This window comes from Streptomyces sp. NPDC007929, from assembly GCF_042959065.1.
Taxonomy (GTDB): domain Bacteria; phylum Actinomycetota; class Actinomycetes; order Streptomycetales; family Streptomycetaceae; genus Streptomyces.
Genome location: NZ_JBIBKD010000002.1, coordinates 20,907 through 37,849 on the forward strand (window position 1 = coordinate 20,907; position 16,943 = coordinate 37,849).

General features: G+C 71.7%; 10 protein-coding genes. 4 read left to right on the plus strand and 6 right to left on the minus strand.

The features are described 5' to 3' along the window. Positions 1 to 641: 641 nt before the first annotated feature. The 3 genes from ACFZDE_RS04970 (at position 642) to ACFZDE_RS04980 (ending at position 7,411) form a co-directional block, all read left to right on the plus strand. A complete protein-coding gene (locus tag ACFZDE_RS04970; protein WP_391197531.1) occupies positions 642 to 1,145 on the plus strand; it encodes a DUF6912 family protein in 504 nt (167 codons plus the stop codon). A 193-nt stretch (positions 1,146 to 1,338) separates the two neighbouring features. After that, the gene (locus ACFZDE_RS04975) at positions 1,339 to 2,004 is read left to right on the plus strand and encodes an HAD family hydrolase (protein WP_391197533.1); all 666 of its coding nucleotides are present in this window, start codon (positions 1,339 to 1,341) and stop codon (positions 2,002 to 2,004) included. 457 nt (positions 2,005 to 2,461) lie between these two features. After that, positions 2,462 to 7,411, plus strand: a complete 4,950-nt coding sequence (locus ACFZDE_RS04980) for an NAD-glutamate dehydrogenase domain-containing protein (protein WP_391197534.1) — start codon at positions 2,462 to 2,464, stop codon at positions 7,409 to 7,411. A gap of 126 nt (positions 7,412 to 7,537) precedes the next feature. On the opposite strand, the gene ACFZDE_RS04985 is transcribed toward ACFZDE_RS04980, so the two are convergent. The 4 genes from ACFZDE_RS04985 to ACFZDE_RS05000 all read right to left on the minus strand — a co-directional run bounded on the left by ACFZDE_RS04985 (position 7,538) and on the right by ACFZDE_RS05000 (position 13,196). Continuing rightward, positions 7,538 to 9,184, minus strand: a complete 1,647-nt coding sequence (locus ACFZDE_RS04985; protein ID WP_391197537.1) for a glycosyltransferase — start codon at positions 9,182 to 9,184, stop codon at positions 7,538 to 7,540. Then, positions 9,181 to 11,376, minus strand: coding sequence for a CDP-glycerol glycerophosphotransferase family protein (locus tag ACFZDE_RS04990; RefSeq protein ID WP_391197540.1), 2,196 nt, complete (start codon positions 11,374 to 11,376; stop codon positions 9,181 to 9,183). The genes ACFZDE_RS04985 and ACFZDE_RS04990 overlap by 4 nt, the downstream gene beginning before the upstream one ends. A 97-nt stretch (positions 11,377 to 11,473) precedes the next feature. Continuing rightward, positions 11,474 to 12,292 (minus strand): ATP-binding cassette domain-containing protein, encoded by an 819-nt coding sequence (locus tag ACFZDE_RS04995; protein ID WP_391002982.1) that lies wholly within the window; start codon positions 12,290 to 12,292, stop codon positions 11,474 to 11,476. After that, positions 12,285 to 13,196: an ABC transporter permease gene (locus tag ACFZDE_RS05000; protein WP_391197543.1), complete on the minus strand. Its 912-nt coding sequence runs from the start codon at positions 13,194 to 13,196 to the stop codon at positions 12,285 to 12,287. The genes ACFZDE_RS04995 and ACFZDE_RS05000 overlap by 8 nt, the downstream gene beginning before the upstream one ends. Before the next feature lie 184 nt (positions 13,197 to 13,380). Here ACFZDE_RS05000 and ACFZDE_RS05005 point away from each other — a divergent pair, with 184 nt between their 5' ends. After that, entirely contained in the window at positions 13,381 to 14,007 is a 627-nt protein-coding gene (locus ACFZDE_RS05005; RefSeq protein WP_391002986.1) for a TetR/AcrR family transcriptional regulator C-terminal ligand-binding domain-containing protein, read from the plus strand. 119 nt (positions 14,008 to 14,126) lie between these two features. Here the strand turns inward: ACFZDE_RS05005 and galE are convergent, their stop codons facing one another. Continuing rightward, positions 14,127 to 15,107: a UDP-glucose 4-epimerase GalE gene (galE, locus tag ACFZDE_RS05010; protein WP_391197545.1), complete on the minus strand. Its 981-nt coding sequence runs from the start codon at positions 15,105 to 15,107 to the stop codon at positions 14,127 to 14,129. A gap of 71 nt (positions 15,108 to 15,178) precedes the next feature. After that, a complete protein-coding gene (locus tag ACFZDE_RS05015; RefSeq protein ID WP_391197548.1) occupies positions 15,179 to 16,870 on the minus strand; it encodes a glycosyltransferase in 1,692 nt (563 codons plus the stop codon). Between the last annotated feature and the right edge of the window lie 73 nt (positions 16,871 to 16,943).

Genomic DNA, 16,943 nt, shown 5'->3' on the forward strand with positions numbered 1-16,943 from the left:
GGACGGAAGCGGGAGGCGCGGATCCTGAGCCGGAGCCGGATCCGGCTCCGGCGGCGGTGTGGGGCGTCGTGCTCGCGGAGCCGTACGGAGCGCTGCGGCTCCAGGCGTCGGGCGCGGTGCCGCCGGGGGAGCGGGGTGAGGTGTTCGCCCGGGCGCGCCCGGCGGTGGCGTCAGCGGGGACGCGGGGTGTTGCGGCGCCTGGGGTCGGCGAGGCCGCGTGGGCCGGTGTGAGGGTGCGGGGCGCTGTGCCGCCGCCGGGGGCGAGTCCTGGAGGGTAGGTGGGTGGGCGGTGTTGGGTCCGGGTCATGACCTTGTGCATGGGGTCCCCGTTTCGGAGCCCGGTGGATACCGGGGAGTAACTTCGGTCGGTGATCTTGTACGGGGCCGACGGGGACCGCGGCAAGGAAGCGGGACCCGGGTCGCGGGCGCCGGAATGTTCACCTATCCGGGTGATATCGGGGGTGTGGAGCCCGGGATCAGGGGGGTGCGCCGGGTGAATTCCTGGCCGGAGGTGGACGCGTCCGGTGCCCCGGGGCGGAACTCGAAAGGGGACGCCACGCACGTATCCTGAAGGCCCTCCGGGAGCTCTCCGGAGCTCCCCAGGTGCCCTCCCCTGACCACGACCACGAAAGCGGCCAGCCATGCGTGTCTACGTGCCCCTGACCCTCCCCGGTCTCGCCGAGGCGTACAAGACGGGTGAGCTGGGAGCCGGAGCGTTCGTCGCCTACGCCGTGACGCCGGGGCTGCGCGAGTGGTACGCCTCCGACGACATCGAGGAACTGGAGTACGCGGCGCTCGGCCGGGCCGCGCTGGCCTCGCTGCGTCTGCTGGCGGCCGAGCCCGAGGCCCCGCGGCGCCGGATCGTGATCGCCGTCGACGTCCCCGACCGGGCCGCGAGCGCGGACCACGACCCGGCGGAGCCGGGGGAGGTGCGGGTCGCGGGCCCGGTGCCGTTGGGCAAGGCCGCGTCCGTGCACGTCGACGCGACGGACGCGCAGGCCGGGGTGGCGGCGGCCGCCAAGGCGCTGCCGGCGGCGGAGCGTGGGGACGACGACGCCCTGGCCGTCGTGGACGGCGCCGAGGACCACGAGCTGCTGTGGTTCGCCACCCAGGAGATCGCGAACCTGGTGGGCCACGGAAGCTGAACCGGCCACCGAGGCTGAACCGGCCACGGAAGCTGAACCGGCCACCGAGGCTGAACCGGCCACGGAAGCTGAACCGGCCACCGAGCTGAACCCGCCACGGAAGCTGAACCCGCCACCGAGCTGAACCGCCCGCAGGGGGCGCGTTGAGGTGCTGTTCTCTTGATTGTCAGTGCGGGCGGGTACGTTTTTGGGCATGGGGACGAAGACGGGCGCGCACATTGTCTGGGACTGGAACGGGACGCTGTTCCACGACATCGACGCGATCATCGGGGCGACGAACGCGGCCTTCGCCGAGCTGGGGCTGGAGCCGCTGACGCTGGAGAGGTACCGGGAGCTGTACTGCGTACCGGTGCCGAAGTTCTACGAGCGGCTGATGGGGCGGCTGCCGACCGAGGCCGAGTGGGAGGCCATGGACGACATCTTCCACCGGTACTACGCCGAGCACCGGACGGCGTGCGGTCTGACCGCGGGGGCCGTGGAGCTGCTGGCCGACTGGCGCTCGGCGGGGCGCAGCCAGTCGATCCTGAGCATGTACGTGCACGAGGAGCTGGTTCCGCTGGTGCGCGGGTTCGGCATCGAGCCCCACTTCATACGGGTGGACGGGCGGACCGGGCCGTCGGGGGGCAGCAAGGCCGAGCACATGGTGCGGCACCTGGCGTCGCTGAGCAGTGTGGCGCCGGAGCGGACCGTGGTGATCGGTGACGCGGCGGACGACGCGGTCGCCGCGCTGCACGTGGGGGCCCGGGCCGTGCTGTACACCGGCGGGTCGCACAGCAGAGTGAGCCTGGAGGCCGTCGGCGTTCCTGTCGTGGACACGCTTGAGGAAGCGGTTGCCGAGGCGGAGCGGCTCGCCGCCTGACGGGTGTCCTGACCGAAACGCGTAGCGACACTGTGCAGAACGTCAAACTTCGAGGGCTGGTTTTGTACACATACGGCTCATGACGGAGCCCCTGTGAGGAGCGATAGCCTTGGTGGCGTGATCAGCGCGATAGCTCGCGGGGACGTCGTCGTCCCTGCCCTGCGCCCGGAGAGCACGGACGACATCCGTGACCGGGCGGCGGTCGCTGGTCTTCGCGGGCGGGACGTGGCGTCGAGGACTGCCGGGACCCCGAGCATCACCTGGCTTCGGGCGTCGCAGAGAGCAGCGTCACACCGGTGGAGCAGCTCAAGATTGGCTCAGACATCCCCGCTCGTCTCACCTTGCGGCATAGCGTCGGAACAGACCGGATACCCCGTGTCACGACGTGAGGCCGCAAGCGCAGAGGCCGTACTTCCTTCTACGTCACGCAACGGCGCGCGACAGGAGCCAGAGGACAATGCAGACCAAGCTGGACGAAGCCAAGGCCGAGTTGCTCGAGAGGGCCGCCCGGGTTGCTGAGAACAGCCCGGTCGGGGGGCACCTACCGACCGGGTCGACGGGCGAGGAGACCCCAGACGCCCAGAAGGCCCCGGACCGCGAGACCCTCCTCACGTTCCTCCAGCGTTACTACCTGCACACGGCCCCGGAGGACCTCACCGACCGCGACCCGGTCGACGTCTTCGGAGCCGCCGTATCGCACTACCGGCTGGCCGAGAACCGCCCCCAGGGCACGGCGAACGTCCGGGTGCACACCCCCACGGTCGAGGAGAACGGCTGGACCTGCAGCCACTCCGTGGTCGAGGTCGTCACCGACGACATGCCCTTCCTCGTCGACTCCGTCACCAATGAGCTGACGCGCCAGGGGCGCGGGATCCACGTCGTCATCCACCCCCAGTTCGTGGTGCGGCGCGATGTCACCGGCAAGCTCATCGAGGTCCTGTCGACCCGGCCCACCGGCGACCTCCCCCACGACGCGCACGTCGAGTCCTGGATCCACGTCGAGATCGACCGCGAGACCGACCGGGCCGATCTGAAGCAGATCACCGCCGATCTGCTGCGTGTGCTGTCCGACGCCCGCGAGGCCGTCGAGGACTGGGGCAAGATGCGCGAGGCGGCGATCCGGCTGGCGGAGGGGCTGCCGGACGAGCCGATCCCCGACGACCTGCCCGGCCCCCAGGTCGAGGAGGCCCGTGAGCTGCTGCGCTGGCTCGCCGACGACCACTTCACCTTCCTCGGCTACCGCGAGTACCAGCTGCGCGCCGACGACTCGCTGGCCGCCGTGCCCGGCACCGGGCTCGGCATACTGCGCGCGGACCCGCAGCACGCCGGGGAGGAGAGCCACCCGGTCAGCCCGTCGTTCGAGCGGCTGCCCGCCGACGCCCGGGCCAAGGCGCGCGAGCACAAGCTGCTCGTGCTGACCAAGGCGAACAGCCGGTCCACCGTGCACCGGCCGTCGTACCTGGACTACATCGGCGTCAAGAAGTTCGACGCCGACGGCAACGTGATCGGCGAGCGCCGGTTCCTCGGACTGTTCTCCTCCGCCGCCTACACCGAGTCCGTGCGCCGGGTCCCGGTCATCCGGCGCAAGGTCGAGGAGGTCCTGGAGCGTGCCGGGTTCTCGCCCAACAGCCACGACGGCCGCGACCTGACGCAGATCCTGGAGACGTACCCGCGCGACGAGCTCTTCCAGACCCCGGCCGACGAGCTGCGGGCCATCGTCACCTCGGTGCTCTACCTCCAGGAGCGCAGGCGCCTCAGGCTCTACCTGCGCCAGGACGAGTACGGGCGCTACTACTCCGCCCTCGTCTACCTCCCGCGCGACCGCTACACCACCGCCGTCCGCCTGCGGATCATCGAGATCCTGAAGGAGGAGCTGGGCGGCATCAGCGTCGACTTCACGGCCTGGAACACCGAGTCGATCCTGTCCCGTCTGCACTTCGTGGTCCGGGTCCCACAGGGCACCGAACTGCCGGAGCTGTCCGACTCCGACAAGGAGCGCATCGAGGCCCGGCTGGTGGAGGCCGCCCGCTCCTGGGAGGACGCCTTCGCCGAGGCGCTCAACGCCGAGCTCGGCGAGGAGCACGCGGCCGAGGCGATGCGCCGCTACGCGCACGCCTTCCCCGAGGGCTACAAGGCCGACCACAACCCGCGCGCCGCGGTCGCCGACCTCGTCCACCTGGAGCAGCTGTACAGCGAGGCGGACAACGACTTCGCGCTCAGCCTCTACGAGCCGGTGGGCGCCGCCCCGGAGGAGCGCCGCTTCAAGATCTACCGCACGGGCGACGCGATCTCCCTCTCGGCCGTCCTGCCGGTCCTCAACCGGCTCGGTGTCGAGGTGGTCGACGAGCGGCCGTACGAGCTGCGCTGCGCGGACCGCGGTGTGGCCTGGATCTACGACTTCGGTCTGCGCATGCCCCGCGCCAACGGCGGGGACCACTTCGGCGACGACGCCCGCGAGCGCTTCCAGGACGCCTTCTCCGCCACCTGGACCGGCAAGGCGGAGAACGACGGCTTCAACGCCCTGGTGCTGAGCGCCGGGCTCACCTGGCGCCAGGCGGTGGTCCTGCGGGCGTACGCCAAGTACCTGCGCCAGGCCGCGTCGACGTTCAGCCAGGACTACATGGAGGACACCCTCCGCAACAACGTCCACACCACCCGTCTGCTCGTCTCCCTGTTCGAGGCGCGGATGTCGCCCGACCGGCAGCGCGCGGGACACGAGATCGTGGACGCGCTGCTGGAGGAGGTCGACGCGGCCCTCGACCAGGTGGCCTCGCTCGACGAGGACCGGATCCTCAGGTCCTTCCTGACGGTCATCAAGGCGACGCTGCGGACCAACTTCTTCCAGGAGGCCGCGGGCGGCAAGCCGCACGACTACGTCTCCATGAAGTTCGACCCGCAGGCCATCCCCGACCTGCCGGCACCCCGCCCGGCGTTCGAGATCTGGGTGTACTCGCCGCGCGTCGAGGGTGTGCACCTGCGCTTCGGCAAGGTCGCGCGCGGTGGCTTGCGCTGGTCCGACCGGCGTGAGGACTTCCGCACCGAGATCCTCGGCCTGGTCAAGGCGCAGATGGTGAAGAACACCGTCATCGTGCCGGTGGGCGCCAAGGGCGGCTTCGTCGCCAAGCAGCTGCCGGACCCGAGCGTGGACCGTGACGCCTGGATGGCCGAGGGCATCGCCAGCTACCGGACGTTCATCTCGGCGCTGCTCGACATCACCGACAACATGGTCGCCGGCGAGGTCGTGCCCCCGGCGGACGTCGTCCGGCACGACGAGGACGACACCTACCTCGTGGTCGCCGCCGACAAGGGCACCGCGACCTTCTCCGACATTGCCAACGAGGTCGCCGACAGCTACAACTTCTGGCTCGGTGACGCCTTCGCCTCCGGCGGCTCCGCCGGTTACGACCACAAGGGCATGGGCATCACCGCCCGCGGCGCCTGGGAGTCCGTCAAGCGGCACTTCCGCGACATGGGCGTCGACACCCAGAGCGAGGACTTCACGGTCGTCGGCATCGGCGACATGTCCGGTGACGTGTTCGGCAACGGCATGCTGCTCTCCGAGCACATCCGCCTGGTGGCCGCCTTCGACCACCGGCACATCTTCATCGACCCGAACCCGGACGCCGCCACCTCCTACGCCGAGCGCCGCCGCCTGTTCGAGCTGCCCCGCTCCAGCTGGGAGGACTACAACACGGAGCTGCTGTCGGCCGGCGGCGGCATCTTCCCCCGCACGGCCAAGGCGATCCCGGTCAACGCGCACATCCGAGAGGCCCTCGGTATCGAGGCCAAGGTCACCAAGCTGACCCCGGCCGACCTGATGAAGGCCATCCTGCGCGCCCCGGTGGACCTGCTGTGGAACGGCGGCATCGGCACCTACGTCAAGTCCTCCACCGAGTCCAACGCGGACGTCGGCGACAAGGCCAACGACGCCATCCGGGTCGACGGCGCGGATCTGCGCGTCTCCGTCGTCGGCGAGGGCGGCAACCTCGGCCTGACCCAGCTCGGCCGGATCGAGTTCGCGCTGCACGGCGGCCGGATCAACACCGACGCCATCGACAACAGCGCCGGCGTGGACACCTCCGACCACGAGGTGAACATCAAGATCCTGCTCAACGGCCTGGTCAGGGACGGCGACATGACCGTCAAGCAGCGCAACAAGCTGCTCGCCGAGATGACCGACGAGGTCGGCCGCCTGGTGCTGCGCAACAACTACGCGCAGAACACGGCGATCGCCAACGCCCTCGCCCAGTCCGGCGCCATGCTCCACGCCCAGCAGCGCTTCATGAAGCACCTGGTCAGGGAGGGTCACCTCGACCGGGCGCTGGAGTTCCTGCCCACCGACCGGCAGATCCGCGAGCGGCTCGCCCAGGGCCAGGGCCTGACCGGCCCGGAGACGGCCGTACTGCTGGCGTACACGAAGATCACGGTGGCCGAGGAGTTGCTGCACACCTCGCTGCCGGACGACCCGTACCTGAGCACCCTGCTGCACGCCTACTTCCCGACCGAGCTGCGCGAGCAGTTCCCCGAGCACCTCGTCAGCCACCCGCTGCGCCGTGAGATCACCACGACCGTGCTGGTCAACGACACGGTGAACACGGGCGGTACGACGTATCTGCACCGGCTGCGCGAGGAGACCGGCGCGTCGCTGGAGGAGATCGTGCGGGCGCAGACCGCCGCGCGGGCGATCTTCCGCCAGTCCCCGGTGTGGGACGGGGTGGAGGCACTCGACAACAAGGTCGAGGCGGAGGTCCAGACCCGTATCCGGCTGCACGCCCGCCGCCTGGTGGAGCGCGGCACGCGCTGGCTGCTCAACAACCGGCCGCAGCCGCTGCAACTGGCCGACACCGTCGACTTCTTCGCCGACCGCGTCGAGCAGGTCTGGTCGCAGCTGCCGAAGCTGCTGCGCGGCGCCGACCTGGAGTGGTACGGGAAGATCTACGACGAACTGACGGGCGTCGGCGTCCCGGACGAACTCGCCACGCGGGTGGCGGGCTTCTCCTCGGCCTTCCCGACGCTCGACATCGTCTCCATCGCCGACCGCATGGACCGGGAGCCGCTGGACGTCGCCGAGGTCTACTACGACCTCGCCGACCGGCTGCGCATCACCCAGCTCATGGACCGCATCTCCGAGCTGCCCCGCGCCGACCGCTGGCAGTCCATGGCCCGTGCGGCGATCCGCGAGGACCTGTACGCGGCGCACGCGGCGGTGACCGCCGACGTCCTGGCGGTGGGCAACGGCACCTCGACGCCCGAGCAGCGCTACAAGGCGTGGGAGCAGAAGAACGCGGCGATCCTCGGCCGGGCCCGCGCCACGCTGGAGGAGATCCAGGGCTCCGAGTCGTTCGACCTCGCCAACCTGTCGGTGGCGATGCGCACGATGAGGACACTGCTGCGCACGCACTCGTAGCGGCGGGGCGTACGACGTGACAGGTGCCCCGGGCCGAGCGGCCCGGGGCACCTGTTCGTGGGCACCAGAGAACCTGGTCACCCGGAGGCCCCGGGCGCCAGAAGCCCTGGGCACCGAGGCCCAGGACTATTTGAGTGCGCTCGCGGCCAGACGCAGGGCCTTCTTCACCTTCGGCCGGGCCAGTTTGCGCACCGTCGGGCGGATCACCCGTGCCGTGATCCCCACCGGTTCCCAGCGGACCTGGAGGCGGCCCGGGGCGTGGCCCTCCGGTTCCACCGTCAGACGGTGGGAGGGGACGCGGGTGGTCAGCGGCGGGAACGTCAGGGGGGCCAGGAGCAGGCCCGTGTGGGAGAGGCCCTGGTGCTGGAGGCGCAGCAGGGGGTGGCGGATGCCCGCGAAGCCCTGGACGGGGAGTGAGGCCGCCCCGAGGTCCAGGTGGGCGTGGCCCTCGAAGAGGCCGGGGCGCACCGGGGAGAGACGGAAGTGGACGCGCAGGCGGCGGCCGCCCGGGGCGATGAGGAGCGTCGCCCGTTGCGGGCCGACGGGGAGGCGCAGCGCCGGGTCGTAGGTGCGGACGGCGAGGTCGATCGAGGCGCCCGGGCCCCGGGTGATCTCGGTGATCTCGTGGCGGAACTGGGCGCTCGGGAAGGGGCGGGTCTCCAGATCCAGGTCGGAGACGTCCAGTTCACGGCGTGCCCATTCGGACTCGGGGATGCGCTCCCCCCAGTAGGTTCGGCCGTCCGCGTCGGTGGTCACGCGTCTCGGGCCCACTCCGTGGCCGAGACCCCGGGCGGCCAGGCGGGCCTCCGGCAGGCGGCGGTCGCGTACCAGCTGGACGACGACGCGTTCGGCACGCGGGAGACGCGCGAACGCACCCGGCGTCAGCGTGTCGAGGTAGGGGGTGACGAGGTCCGCGAACGACGTCAGCCAGGCGTCGTCGCGGTAGGGCAGATCACCGGCGTACATCCGGAAGTCGTGCTTGAGGAACTTGTGGTCCTTGTCCTCGCGCAGCGACTCGTGCCCGTTCTCGGCCAGGAACGCGTCGATGAGGCGCTGCACATGGACGCGGTCGCGGACGTTGGCGAGCTTGTGCCGCTGGTTGGATATCGAGGCCGTCTCGGAGGCCGCGAAGGGCGCCACGTACCAGCGGTAGACCGGCTCCGGGACGATCGTGAAGGTCTTGGCCAGGCAGTACGCCTGCGCCGAGAACAGCTGGTCCTCGTAGTGGATGCCCTCGGGGAAGCGCAGGTCGTGCCGGTCGAGGAAGGCACGGGCGTACATCTTGCTGGTCGACAGGTGCTCGAAGAGCAGCCGTGGGTCGGCCTCGATGCCGTCGAGGGTGCGGCGCTCGGCGACCAGGTGCGGCATCCACGTCGAGCGACGGCCGTTGTCCACGCGGACCCGCTGCACCGCGCCCATCGCGAAGTCGATCTCGCGTTCGCGGTGCGCGGCGAGCAGCAGTTCCACGGCGTTGTGGGGCAGTTCGTCGTCGCTGTCGAGGAACATCAGGAACGGCGCCCGCGCGATCCGCAGGGCGCGGTTGCGCGGGGCGCTGCAACCGCCGCTGTTGCGCTCCAGGCGCAGATGGCGGATGCGCGGGTCCTGGGCGGCGAGCCGCTGCGCCACCGCCGGGGTCGCGTCCGTGGAGTGGTCGTCGCTGATGATGATCTCGAGGTTGGCGTGGGTCTGGCGGCGCACCGACTCCACCGCGCGGGGGAGGCGTTCGGCGTCGTTGTAGACGATGACCGTCACGGTGACGTCGGGGGTGCTCATGCGGTCGCCTCCTGGGGGGTGGGGGCCGGAGTGCGTTCCTCGATCGGCAGCACGGGCGGCAGGTTCGGTCCGTCCTGGCCGAGGAAGACCCGGCGGACGACGCGTTCGGCGGCGCGTCCGTCGTCGTACTCGCAGAACCGGCGCCGGAAGACGGCCCGGGTCTTCGCCGCGCCCTCGTCGCGCCAGGCCTCGCTGGTGAGGATCTCCGTCAGCTCCCGCTGGGTGCGGGCGACCGGGCCCGGGGCCTGGTCCATGAGGTCGAAGTAGACGCCGCGGGTGGTGCGGTACGTCTCCCAGTCGTCGGCGTGGATCACGATCGGCCGGTCGAGGTTGGCGTAGTCGAACATGATCGAGGAGTAGTCCGTGACCAGGACGTCGGACGCCAGGCACAGTTCCTCGACCGGGTCGTAGGAGGAGACGTCGATGATCCGGCCGGTGCGGCGCAGGTTGGTCAGTGGCGAGGCGGCGCCGCCGTAGAAGTAGTGGCCGCGCACGAGCAGGACCGTGTCGTCGCCCAGGCGGTCGGCGAGGGCGGCGAGGTCCAGGCGCGGGGTCCAGCCGGCCTCGTAGTCGCGGTGGGTGGGCGCGTAGAGGACGGCGCGGCGGCCCGGGGCGATGCCGAGCCGGTCGCGGACGGCGCGCACGACATCGGCGCCGGCCGTGTAGTACACGTCGTTGCGCGGATAGCCGTGGTCCAGGGAGACATAGCGCGACGGGTAGGCCCGCTCCCACATACGGGTGGTGTGGCTGTTGGCGGAGACGCTGAAGTCCCACTTGTCGACGCGCTCCAGCAGCGCCCGGAAGTCCAGGCCCTGCGCGGCGGCCGGGAACGCCAGCTGGTCGATGCCCATGCGCTTCAGGGGCGTGCCGTGGTGGGTCTGGAGGTGGATCGCGTCCGGGCGTTTGACCACCGCGTTCGGGAAGTTGACGTTGTTGACGAGGTACTTGGCGGTGGCCAGCATTTCCCAGTAGCGGCGGCTGCCGGGCACCACGTGGTCGGTGCCGGGCGGCAGCAGGGCCGCGTTCTCCTCGGTGACCACCCACACCGCGTGGATCTGCGGGGCCAGTTCGGCGAGCTTGGCGGCGATCGCGGCGGGATTGCAGGCGACGCCGCGGTTCCAGTACGCCGCGAACACCGCGAGGTGGGGGTTGACCGGGCGGGCCAGCGCCCTGCGGTACTGGTGGTCGCGGAGCTTCGCCCCGGCCTGGCGCTTGCGGGTGCGCAGGGCCGACTTGGCGCTGCGGCGGGTGCGGTTGACGGCCTGGAAGGCGCGGTACTTCGTGTACGCGCCCTCCTCCAGCAGGGAGTGGCGGACGCCCTCCAGCCCGGCCGGGCGGCGGTGGTTCTCGGGGCGGCGGCGCAGGGCGGCCAGGGACGCCCGGCGGAAGAACTCCCGCGCGACGTCCTCCGGCATGCCGCCGCGCGCGAAGGTGCGCAGGCAGTCGCGGACCATGAGGTCGTAGAGCACGGTGTGCGCGGCGCGCCGGTCGCGGGCGAGGTCGAGGAGCGACTCGTAGCGCTCGACGAGGCCGTAGCGCTGCTCGGGGGTGACCGGGGGCAGGCTCGCGGGGCGCAGCCGGCGGTCCTCGTAGGCGACGTGCGGCAGGCAGGCGACGCGGTCGGCGAGCAGCAGGGCGGCCCGGGCGGCGTACGGCTCGTCGTCGATGCCGATCCGCGAGGCGTGGGCCCGCCAGAAGTCCGCGCGCAGGACGCGGGTGGCGAGCAGCGGGGTCAGGCGCAGCAGCGGGGCGCTGTCGTCGAGGGCGACGTCGGCGCGGCCCGCCCGGGCGAGGAGCGGCCCGTCCGGGGAGGGCATGCCGGAGGTGTGCCAGGTGCTGCGGACGTGGTCCAGGAGGAGGACGTCGACCTCGTCGGGGAGTTCGGCGACCCGCTCGGCGACCGTGCGCGGGGTGCCGGGGGGCAGGCCGTCCTTGGCGCGTACGAAGTGCAGCCAGCGGCCGGAGGCCCGGGCCGCGCCCGCCGCCCGGGCCGCGGCGTCGCCCGTGCCGTCCGGCAGCGGCACGACCTGGATGTCGGGGGCGTGCCGCTCGGCCGTCTCCCGGGCCCAGTCGCCGACCGCCGCCACGATCACCTCGGCGTCCGGGAGGCAGTGGGCGGCGAGGGAGTCGAGGAGTTCCGTCAGATGGTCCTGAACGTTCGGCCCATGGACGACGACACTGAGCTCGGCCATCACGGGACCCCCTCTCACAGCCGACGGTATGCGGTCATGCTGCCATCAATGAGACAAAAGGGCCGATCGGGTGGGCCTCACGAGGGAACGGCGACCTTCAGGCGCGGGCAGCGGCCTTGGCCTTGGGCGCCTTGTCGCCGGTGAACGCCTCGTACTCCTTCAGGACGTCCTCCGTCGGCCCGTCCATGCGCAGCTCCCCGCGCTCCAGCCACAGCACCCGGTCGCAGGTGTCGCGGATCGACTTGTTGTTGTGGCTGACCAGGAACACCGTGCCCGCGTGCTTGCGCAGCTCGCGGATGCGCGCCTCGGAGCGCTTCTGGAAGGAGCGGTCGCCGGTGGCCAGCGCCTCGTCGATCAGCAGGACGTCGTGGTCCTTCGCGGCGGCGATGGAGAACCGCAGACGCGCCGCCATACCGGAGGAGTACGTCCGCATCGGCAGGGTGATGAAGTCGCCCTTGTCGTTGATGCCGGAGAAGTCGACGATCTCCTGGTAGCGGTCCCGGATCTGTTCGCGGGACATGCCCATGGCCAGGCCACCGAGGTGCACGTTGCGCTCGCCGGTCAGGTCGTTCATCAGAGCGGCGTTGACGCCGAGCAGGGAGGGCTGGCCGTCGGTGTAGATGCGGCCGTTCTCCACGGGGAGGAGCCCCGCCACGGCCTTCAGCAGGGTCGACTTGCCGGAGCCGTTGGTGCCGATCAGGCCGATGGCCTCGCCCCGGTAGGCGACGAAGGACACGTTCTTCACCGCGTGCACCCGGCGCACGCCCGATGCCTTCTCGGTCTGCCTGCGGCGCACGATGCGGTTGAGGGCGGCGGTCGCGGAGCCGCGTCCGGCGCCGGTGCCGTTGACGCGGTAGACGATGTCGACGCGGTCGGCGACGACGGTGGGGACCTGCTCGTTCGGGTGCTCAGCCACGGCCGTACGTCTCCTCAGCCTTCCAGAAGTAGATGAAGCCGCCGATGCCGGCGACCAGCGCCCAGCCGACGGCGAGCGCCCACACATGGGCGGGGAGCTGGCTCGCGTGGAAGCTGTCGATCAGGGCGAAGCGCATCAGGTCGATGTAGACGGCGGCCGGGTTGGCCGCCAGCGCTACTTTCACCGCGTGGGGCAGGCTGTCGTTCTGCGCGAGCTTGTCGATGCTCCACATGACACCGGAGACGTACATCCAGGTGCGCAGCACGAACGGCATCAACTGCGCGATGTCAGGGGTCTTGGCCCCCCACCTGGCCATGATCATCGAGACGCCGGCGTTGAAGGTGAACTGCAGCGCCAGGGCCGGCAGCGCCAGCAGCCAGGACACGCCGACCGGTACGCCGAAGCAGAGCAGGATGACGACCAGCGCGCCCATCGAGAACAGCAGCTGCTGGAGCTGCTGGAGGCAGAAGGAGATCGGCAGCGCGGCGCGCGGGAAGTGCAGGGCGCGCACCAGGCCGAGGTTGCCGGAGATGGCGCGGGTGCCCGCCATGATCGAGCTCTGTGTGAACGTCCAGATGAACACGCCCGTGACCAGGAACGGGATGTAGTCGGGCACGCCGTGCTTGGTGCCGAGCAGCACGCCGAAGATGAAGTAGTAGACCGCCGCGTTGAGCAGCGGGGTCATCACCTGCCAGACCTGGCCCAGCTTCGCCTGGCTGTACTGGGCGGTGAGCTTGGCGGTGGCGAACGCGGTGATGAAGTGGCGGCGGGCCCACAGTCCGCGGACGTACTCGGGCAGCGAGGGCCGGGCGCCGCTGACCGAGAGGTCGTGGCGGGCGGCGAGGGCCGTGAGGTCGTCGGCCGGGGCCGGGGGCTGGGGCGGTGTGTGGAGGACCGTGCTCACATCCGCTGCTTTCGCTCGGGGGGTGTGGGACCAGGACGCCGCGAAGAGCAGGGAAGGAGGGGGGCTTTTACCGGACTCTTCACGGATTCTTACGTCGGGACGGGACCGTATCGTCGTAACGGGAGCGTACGACGGTCGAACGTCGGAACGCAACCGTTTCGTCGTGACGCCCTATGCTGTCGGCATGACGACGAAGCCCGACGAGCCCCAGCAGCCCCCGCGCCGCCGGGCCCCCGCGGGGGCGGCCGTACTGCGTCAGGACGTGACGGAGGCGATCCGGGCGGCCGTCTTCGAGGAGCTCGCGGCCGTCGGGTACGCGCGGATGTCCATCGAGGGGATCGCGCGCCGGGCCGGGGTCGGGAAGACGGCGGTCTACCGCCGCTGGCGCTCGAAGCTGCACCTGGTGCTCGACATCGTCTCGGCGCTCGCCGTGCAGGGCCTGCCCGCGCCGGACACCGGCTCCCTCGAAGGTGACCTGCGCCTCCTCTACGAGGTGACGTCCCGCGCGCTGCGCCACCCCGTCGCCTCGCAGGTCATCCCCGACCTCCAGGCCGAGGCGGCTCGCAACCCCGAGATCGCCGAGGCCATGCAGAAGGCCCTGCGCGAGGGGCAGGACGGCGTGGCGACCGGCATCGTGACGGCGGCGGAACGCCGGGGCGAGCTGCGCGAGGGCATCGACCACGACCTCGCGCTCGACCTGATCTCCGGCCCGCTGTACTGGCGCTCGGTGGTGATCCGCAACCCCAGGCTGCCGAAGGGGTACCTGGGGTCGCTGGCGCGCGCCACGTCCGAGGCGCTGCGGGCGCTGTGAGGGGTGCGAGCGCGGCGGGCCGGGCGTGAGGGGAGCCGCGGGCCGGGCGTGAGGGGTGCCACGGGCCGGGCGTGAGGGGTGCCACGGGCCGGGCGTGACGGTCAGGCCCGCCCCGGTGTTCAGCCCCGCCTCGCCTCCGGGTGCAGGCGCAGCCACCCCTCCCAGGCGGACGTGATCATGTCCTGGACGTCGAGCCGGGCCTTCCAGCCCAGTTCCGCCGCCGCGCGGTCGGCGGAGGCGACGACCCGGGCCGGGTCGCCCGGGCGGCGGGGTGCGACCGCGGGCGGACGGGCGTGACCGGTGACCGCGTTGATGCGGTCGATCATCTCCCGGACGGAGACGCCCTCGCCCCGGCCGATGTTCAGCGTGAGGTCGCGGCCGGGGGAGGAGCGCAGGGCCCGGGCCGCCGCGACATGGGCCTCGGCCAGGTCCACGACGTGGATGTAGTCGCGGACGCAGGTGCCGTCCGGGGTCGGGTAGTCGTCGCCGAAGACGCGCGGCGGCGCGTCCTGCGTGAGCTTTTCGAACACCATGGGTACGAGGTTGAGGACGCCGGTGTCCGCGAGCTCCGGAGCCGCCGCGCCCGCCACGTTGAAGTAGCGCAGGGACGCCGTCGACAGCCCGGTGGCCCGGCCCGTCGCGCGGACCAGCCACTCACCGGCCAGCTTGGTCTCGCCGTACGGCGACATGGGCAGGCAGGGCGTCTCCTCCGTGACCAGGTCCACGTCGGGCATGCCGTACACCGCCGCCGAGGAGGAGAAGACGAACGACGCCACCTGCGCCGCCGTCACGGCGTCCAGCAGGGTGCGCAGGCCCTCGACGTTCTCCCGGTAGTAGTGCAACGGCCGCTCCACGGACTCGCCCACCTGCTTCTTCGCCGCGAGATGGACGACGCCGGTGACCTCGTGGTCGGCGAGGGTGCGGGCGACCCGCTCGGCGTCCAGGGTCGAGCCCACCACCAGCGCCACCCCGTCGGGCACGCGCTCGGCGATGCCGGTGGACAGGTCGTCGTACACGACCGTCTGTTCGCCCGCCGCGGTCATCGCCCGTACGACGTGCGCGCCGATGTAGCCGGCGCCGCCGGTGATCAACCAGGTCATGTGCGGCCGTCCCCTCGTCAGTTCGCCCGTGGTGGTGGTGCGGTGCGCTGCTCCGTCGCGGACTGGTGCTCTCAGTGAAGCAGGCGGCGCAGTCGTGCGCGTACGACCGAGAGCACCCCGCGTACGCCGGGCGCCACCCGCAGGGCCAGCGCGCCGGAGTGAGTGGCGTACGGCTGTACGAGTACCACGCCGTGCCGGGCGCTCGGGACGGCGCGGCGGCGCAGCAGACCGGCGCCTGTCAGGGCGTGCGCCGTGACGTCCCGGCTCGCGCCGTCCCGGAAGCGGATGCGCAGGCGCAGGTCCCAGGTGCCGACGCCGTGCGCGGCAGGTGCGAGGAGATCGACGGCCGCCTCCGCCGACCAGGCCTCGGGGGAACCGGCGGTTTCGCCGGTTCCTGGCGCCCCCGCGCAGGGCGCGAGCGTCAGCCTCGGGCCCCCGACGACCACGTCCCCGTCGTCCCGGTGCCGCCACTCCACGTCCACCGTCTCCGGCCCCGACTGCGCCACCCGCCCGTACAGCTCGTGCAGGCGCAGCCGCAGCCGGGTGCCCCGCGCGCCCGGGCGCAGTTCCGCGTCCACGGCGAGGGGCAGGGCCCGCACCGGCCGGGCCCGCAGCGGCTCCAGGGATACCTGCGGGACCGCGTCCGACCAGACGGGCGTGCCGTCCTCGGCGCGGGCGTACGGCGGGTACAGCCGGGCGGGGCGGGCCGCCAGTTCCCGCAGCCGGGGCAGGTCGCGGGGCTCCGGGGAGGCCAGGACGAACCGCCCGATCAGCCGGCCGGGAGCGGCCGGGCTGCGCGCCCAGTCGTCGGCGTCGTACTCCGCGAGGTGCGCCCGCGTGAGCTCCCACCACGCACGCTGGTAGGCGGTGTCGCGCAACCCCAGTTCACGCACGTACATCCGCAGGTCGTGGTCGAGGAACTTGGCGCGCGCGGTGCGCGCGAGTTCCTTCTGCCCGGCGCCCAGCAGCACTTCGTACGCCTGGCGGCACGCCTGTGTCCGGGACCGCCAGTTCTCTACGCCGGAACGGTCCAGGGAGATCGACAGCCGCGCCTGCGACCGGCGCACGTGCCAGACGTACACCCGGTCCGGGATCAGGGCGATGCGCGGTGCGGCGGCCAGGACGCGCGCGGTGAAGACGACGTCCTCGTACGGGAAGCGGCCCTCGGGGAAGCGGATGCCGTGCGCGCGCAGGAAGGCGGTGCGGTAGAGCTTGTTGACGCAGAGCGTGTCGTGGACCAGGCGCGGGCGCCGTGCGGGGCGTGGCACCACGGCGTGCATGGCGTACAGGCGCGGCTGCCAGGGGACTTCGCGCCCCGAGGGCAGCTCCCGGCGCACGCACAGGCCGCTCACCACCTCCGCGTGCGCACCCTCCGCCGCCGCCAGCAGCGCGTCGACCGAGCCGGGCGGCAGGACGTCGTCGCTGTCCAGGAACATCACGTACGGCGAGGTCACCGCGTCGAGGCCGGTGTTGCGCGGGGTGCCGCAGCCGCCGCTGTTGGCCCGGCGGCGGATCACCTTCAGGCGTGGCTCCGCGGCGGACAGCCGTTCCAGCAGGCCTGCACTGCCGTCCCTGGAGCAGTCGTCGACGGCCACGACCTCGCGCACGGCCGCGCCCTGGGCGAGCGCCGAGCGCACGGCGTCCGTCACATGTGCGGCGTCGTCGTAACCGATCACCACGACGGCGACCTCGGCGGGCGGCCCCACGTCGTGCCCCGCGGCATGCCCCGCGGTGGCCCTGGCGGTCTCACTGTCGGCATTCATCACGGCGGATGGTAAGCCGGGCGAATGACATGAAAGTGCTAACACACCATCAAACAGCCGCAATACCTCATAT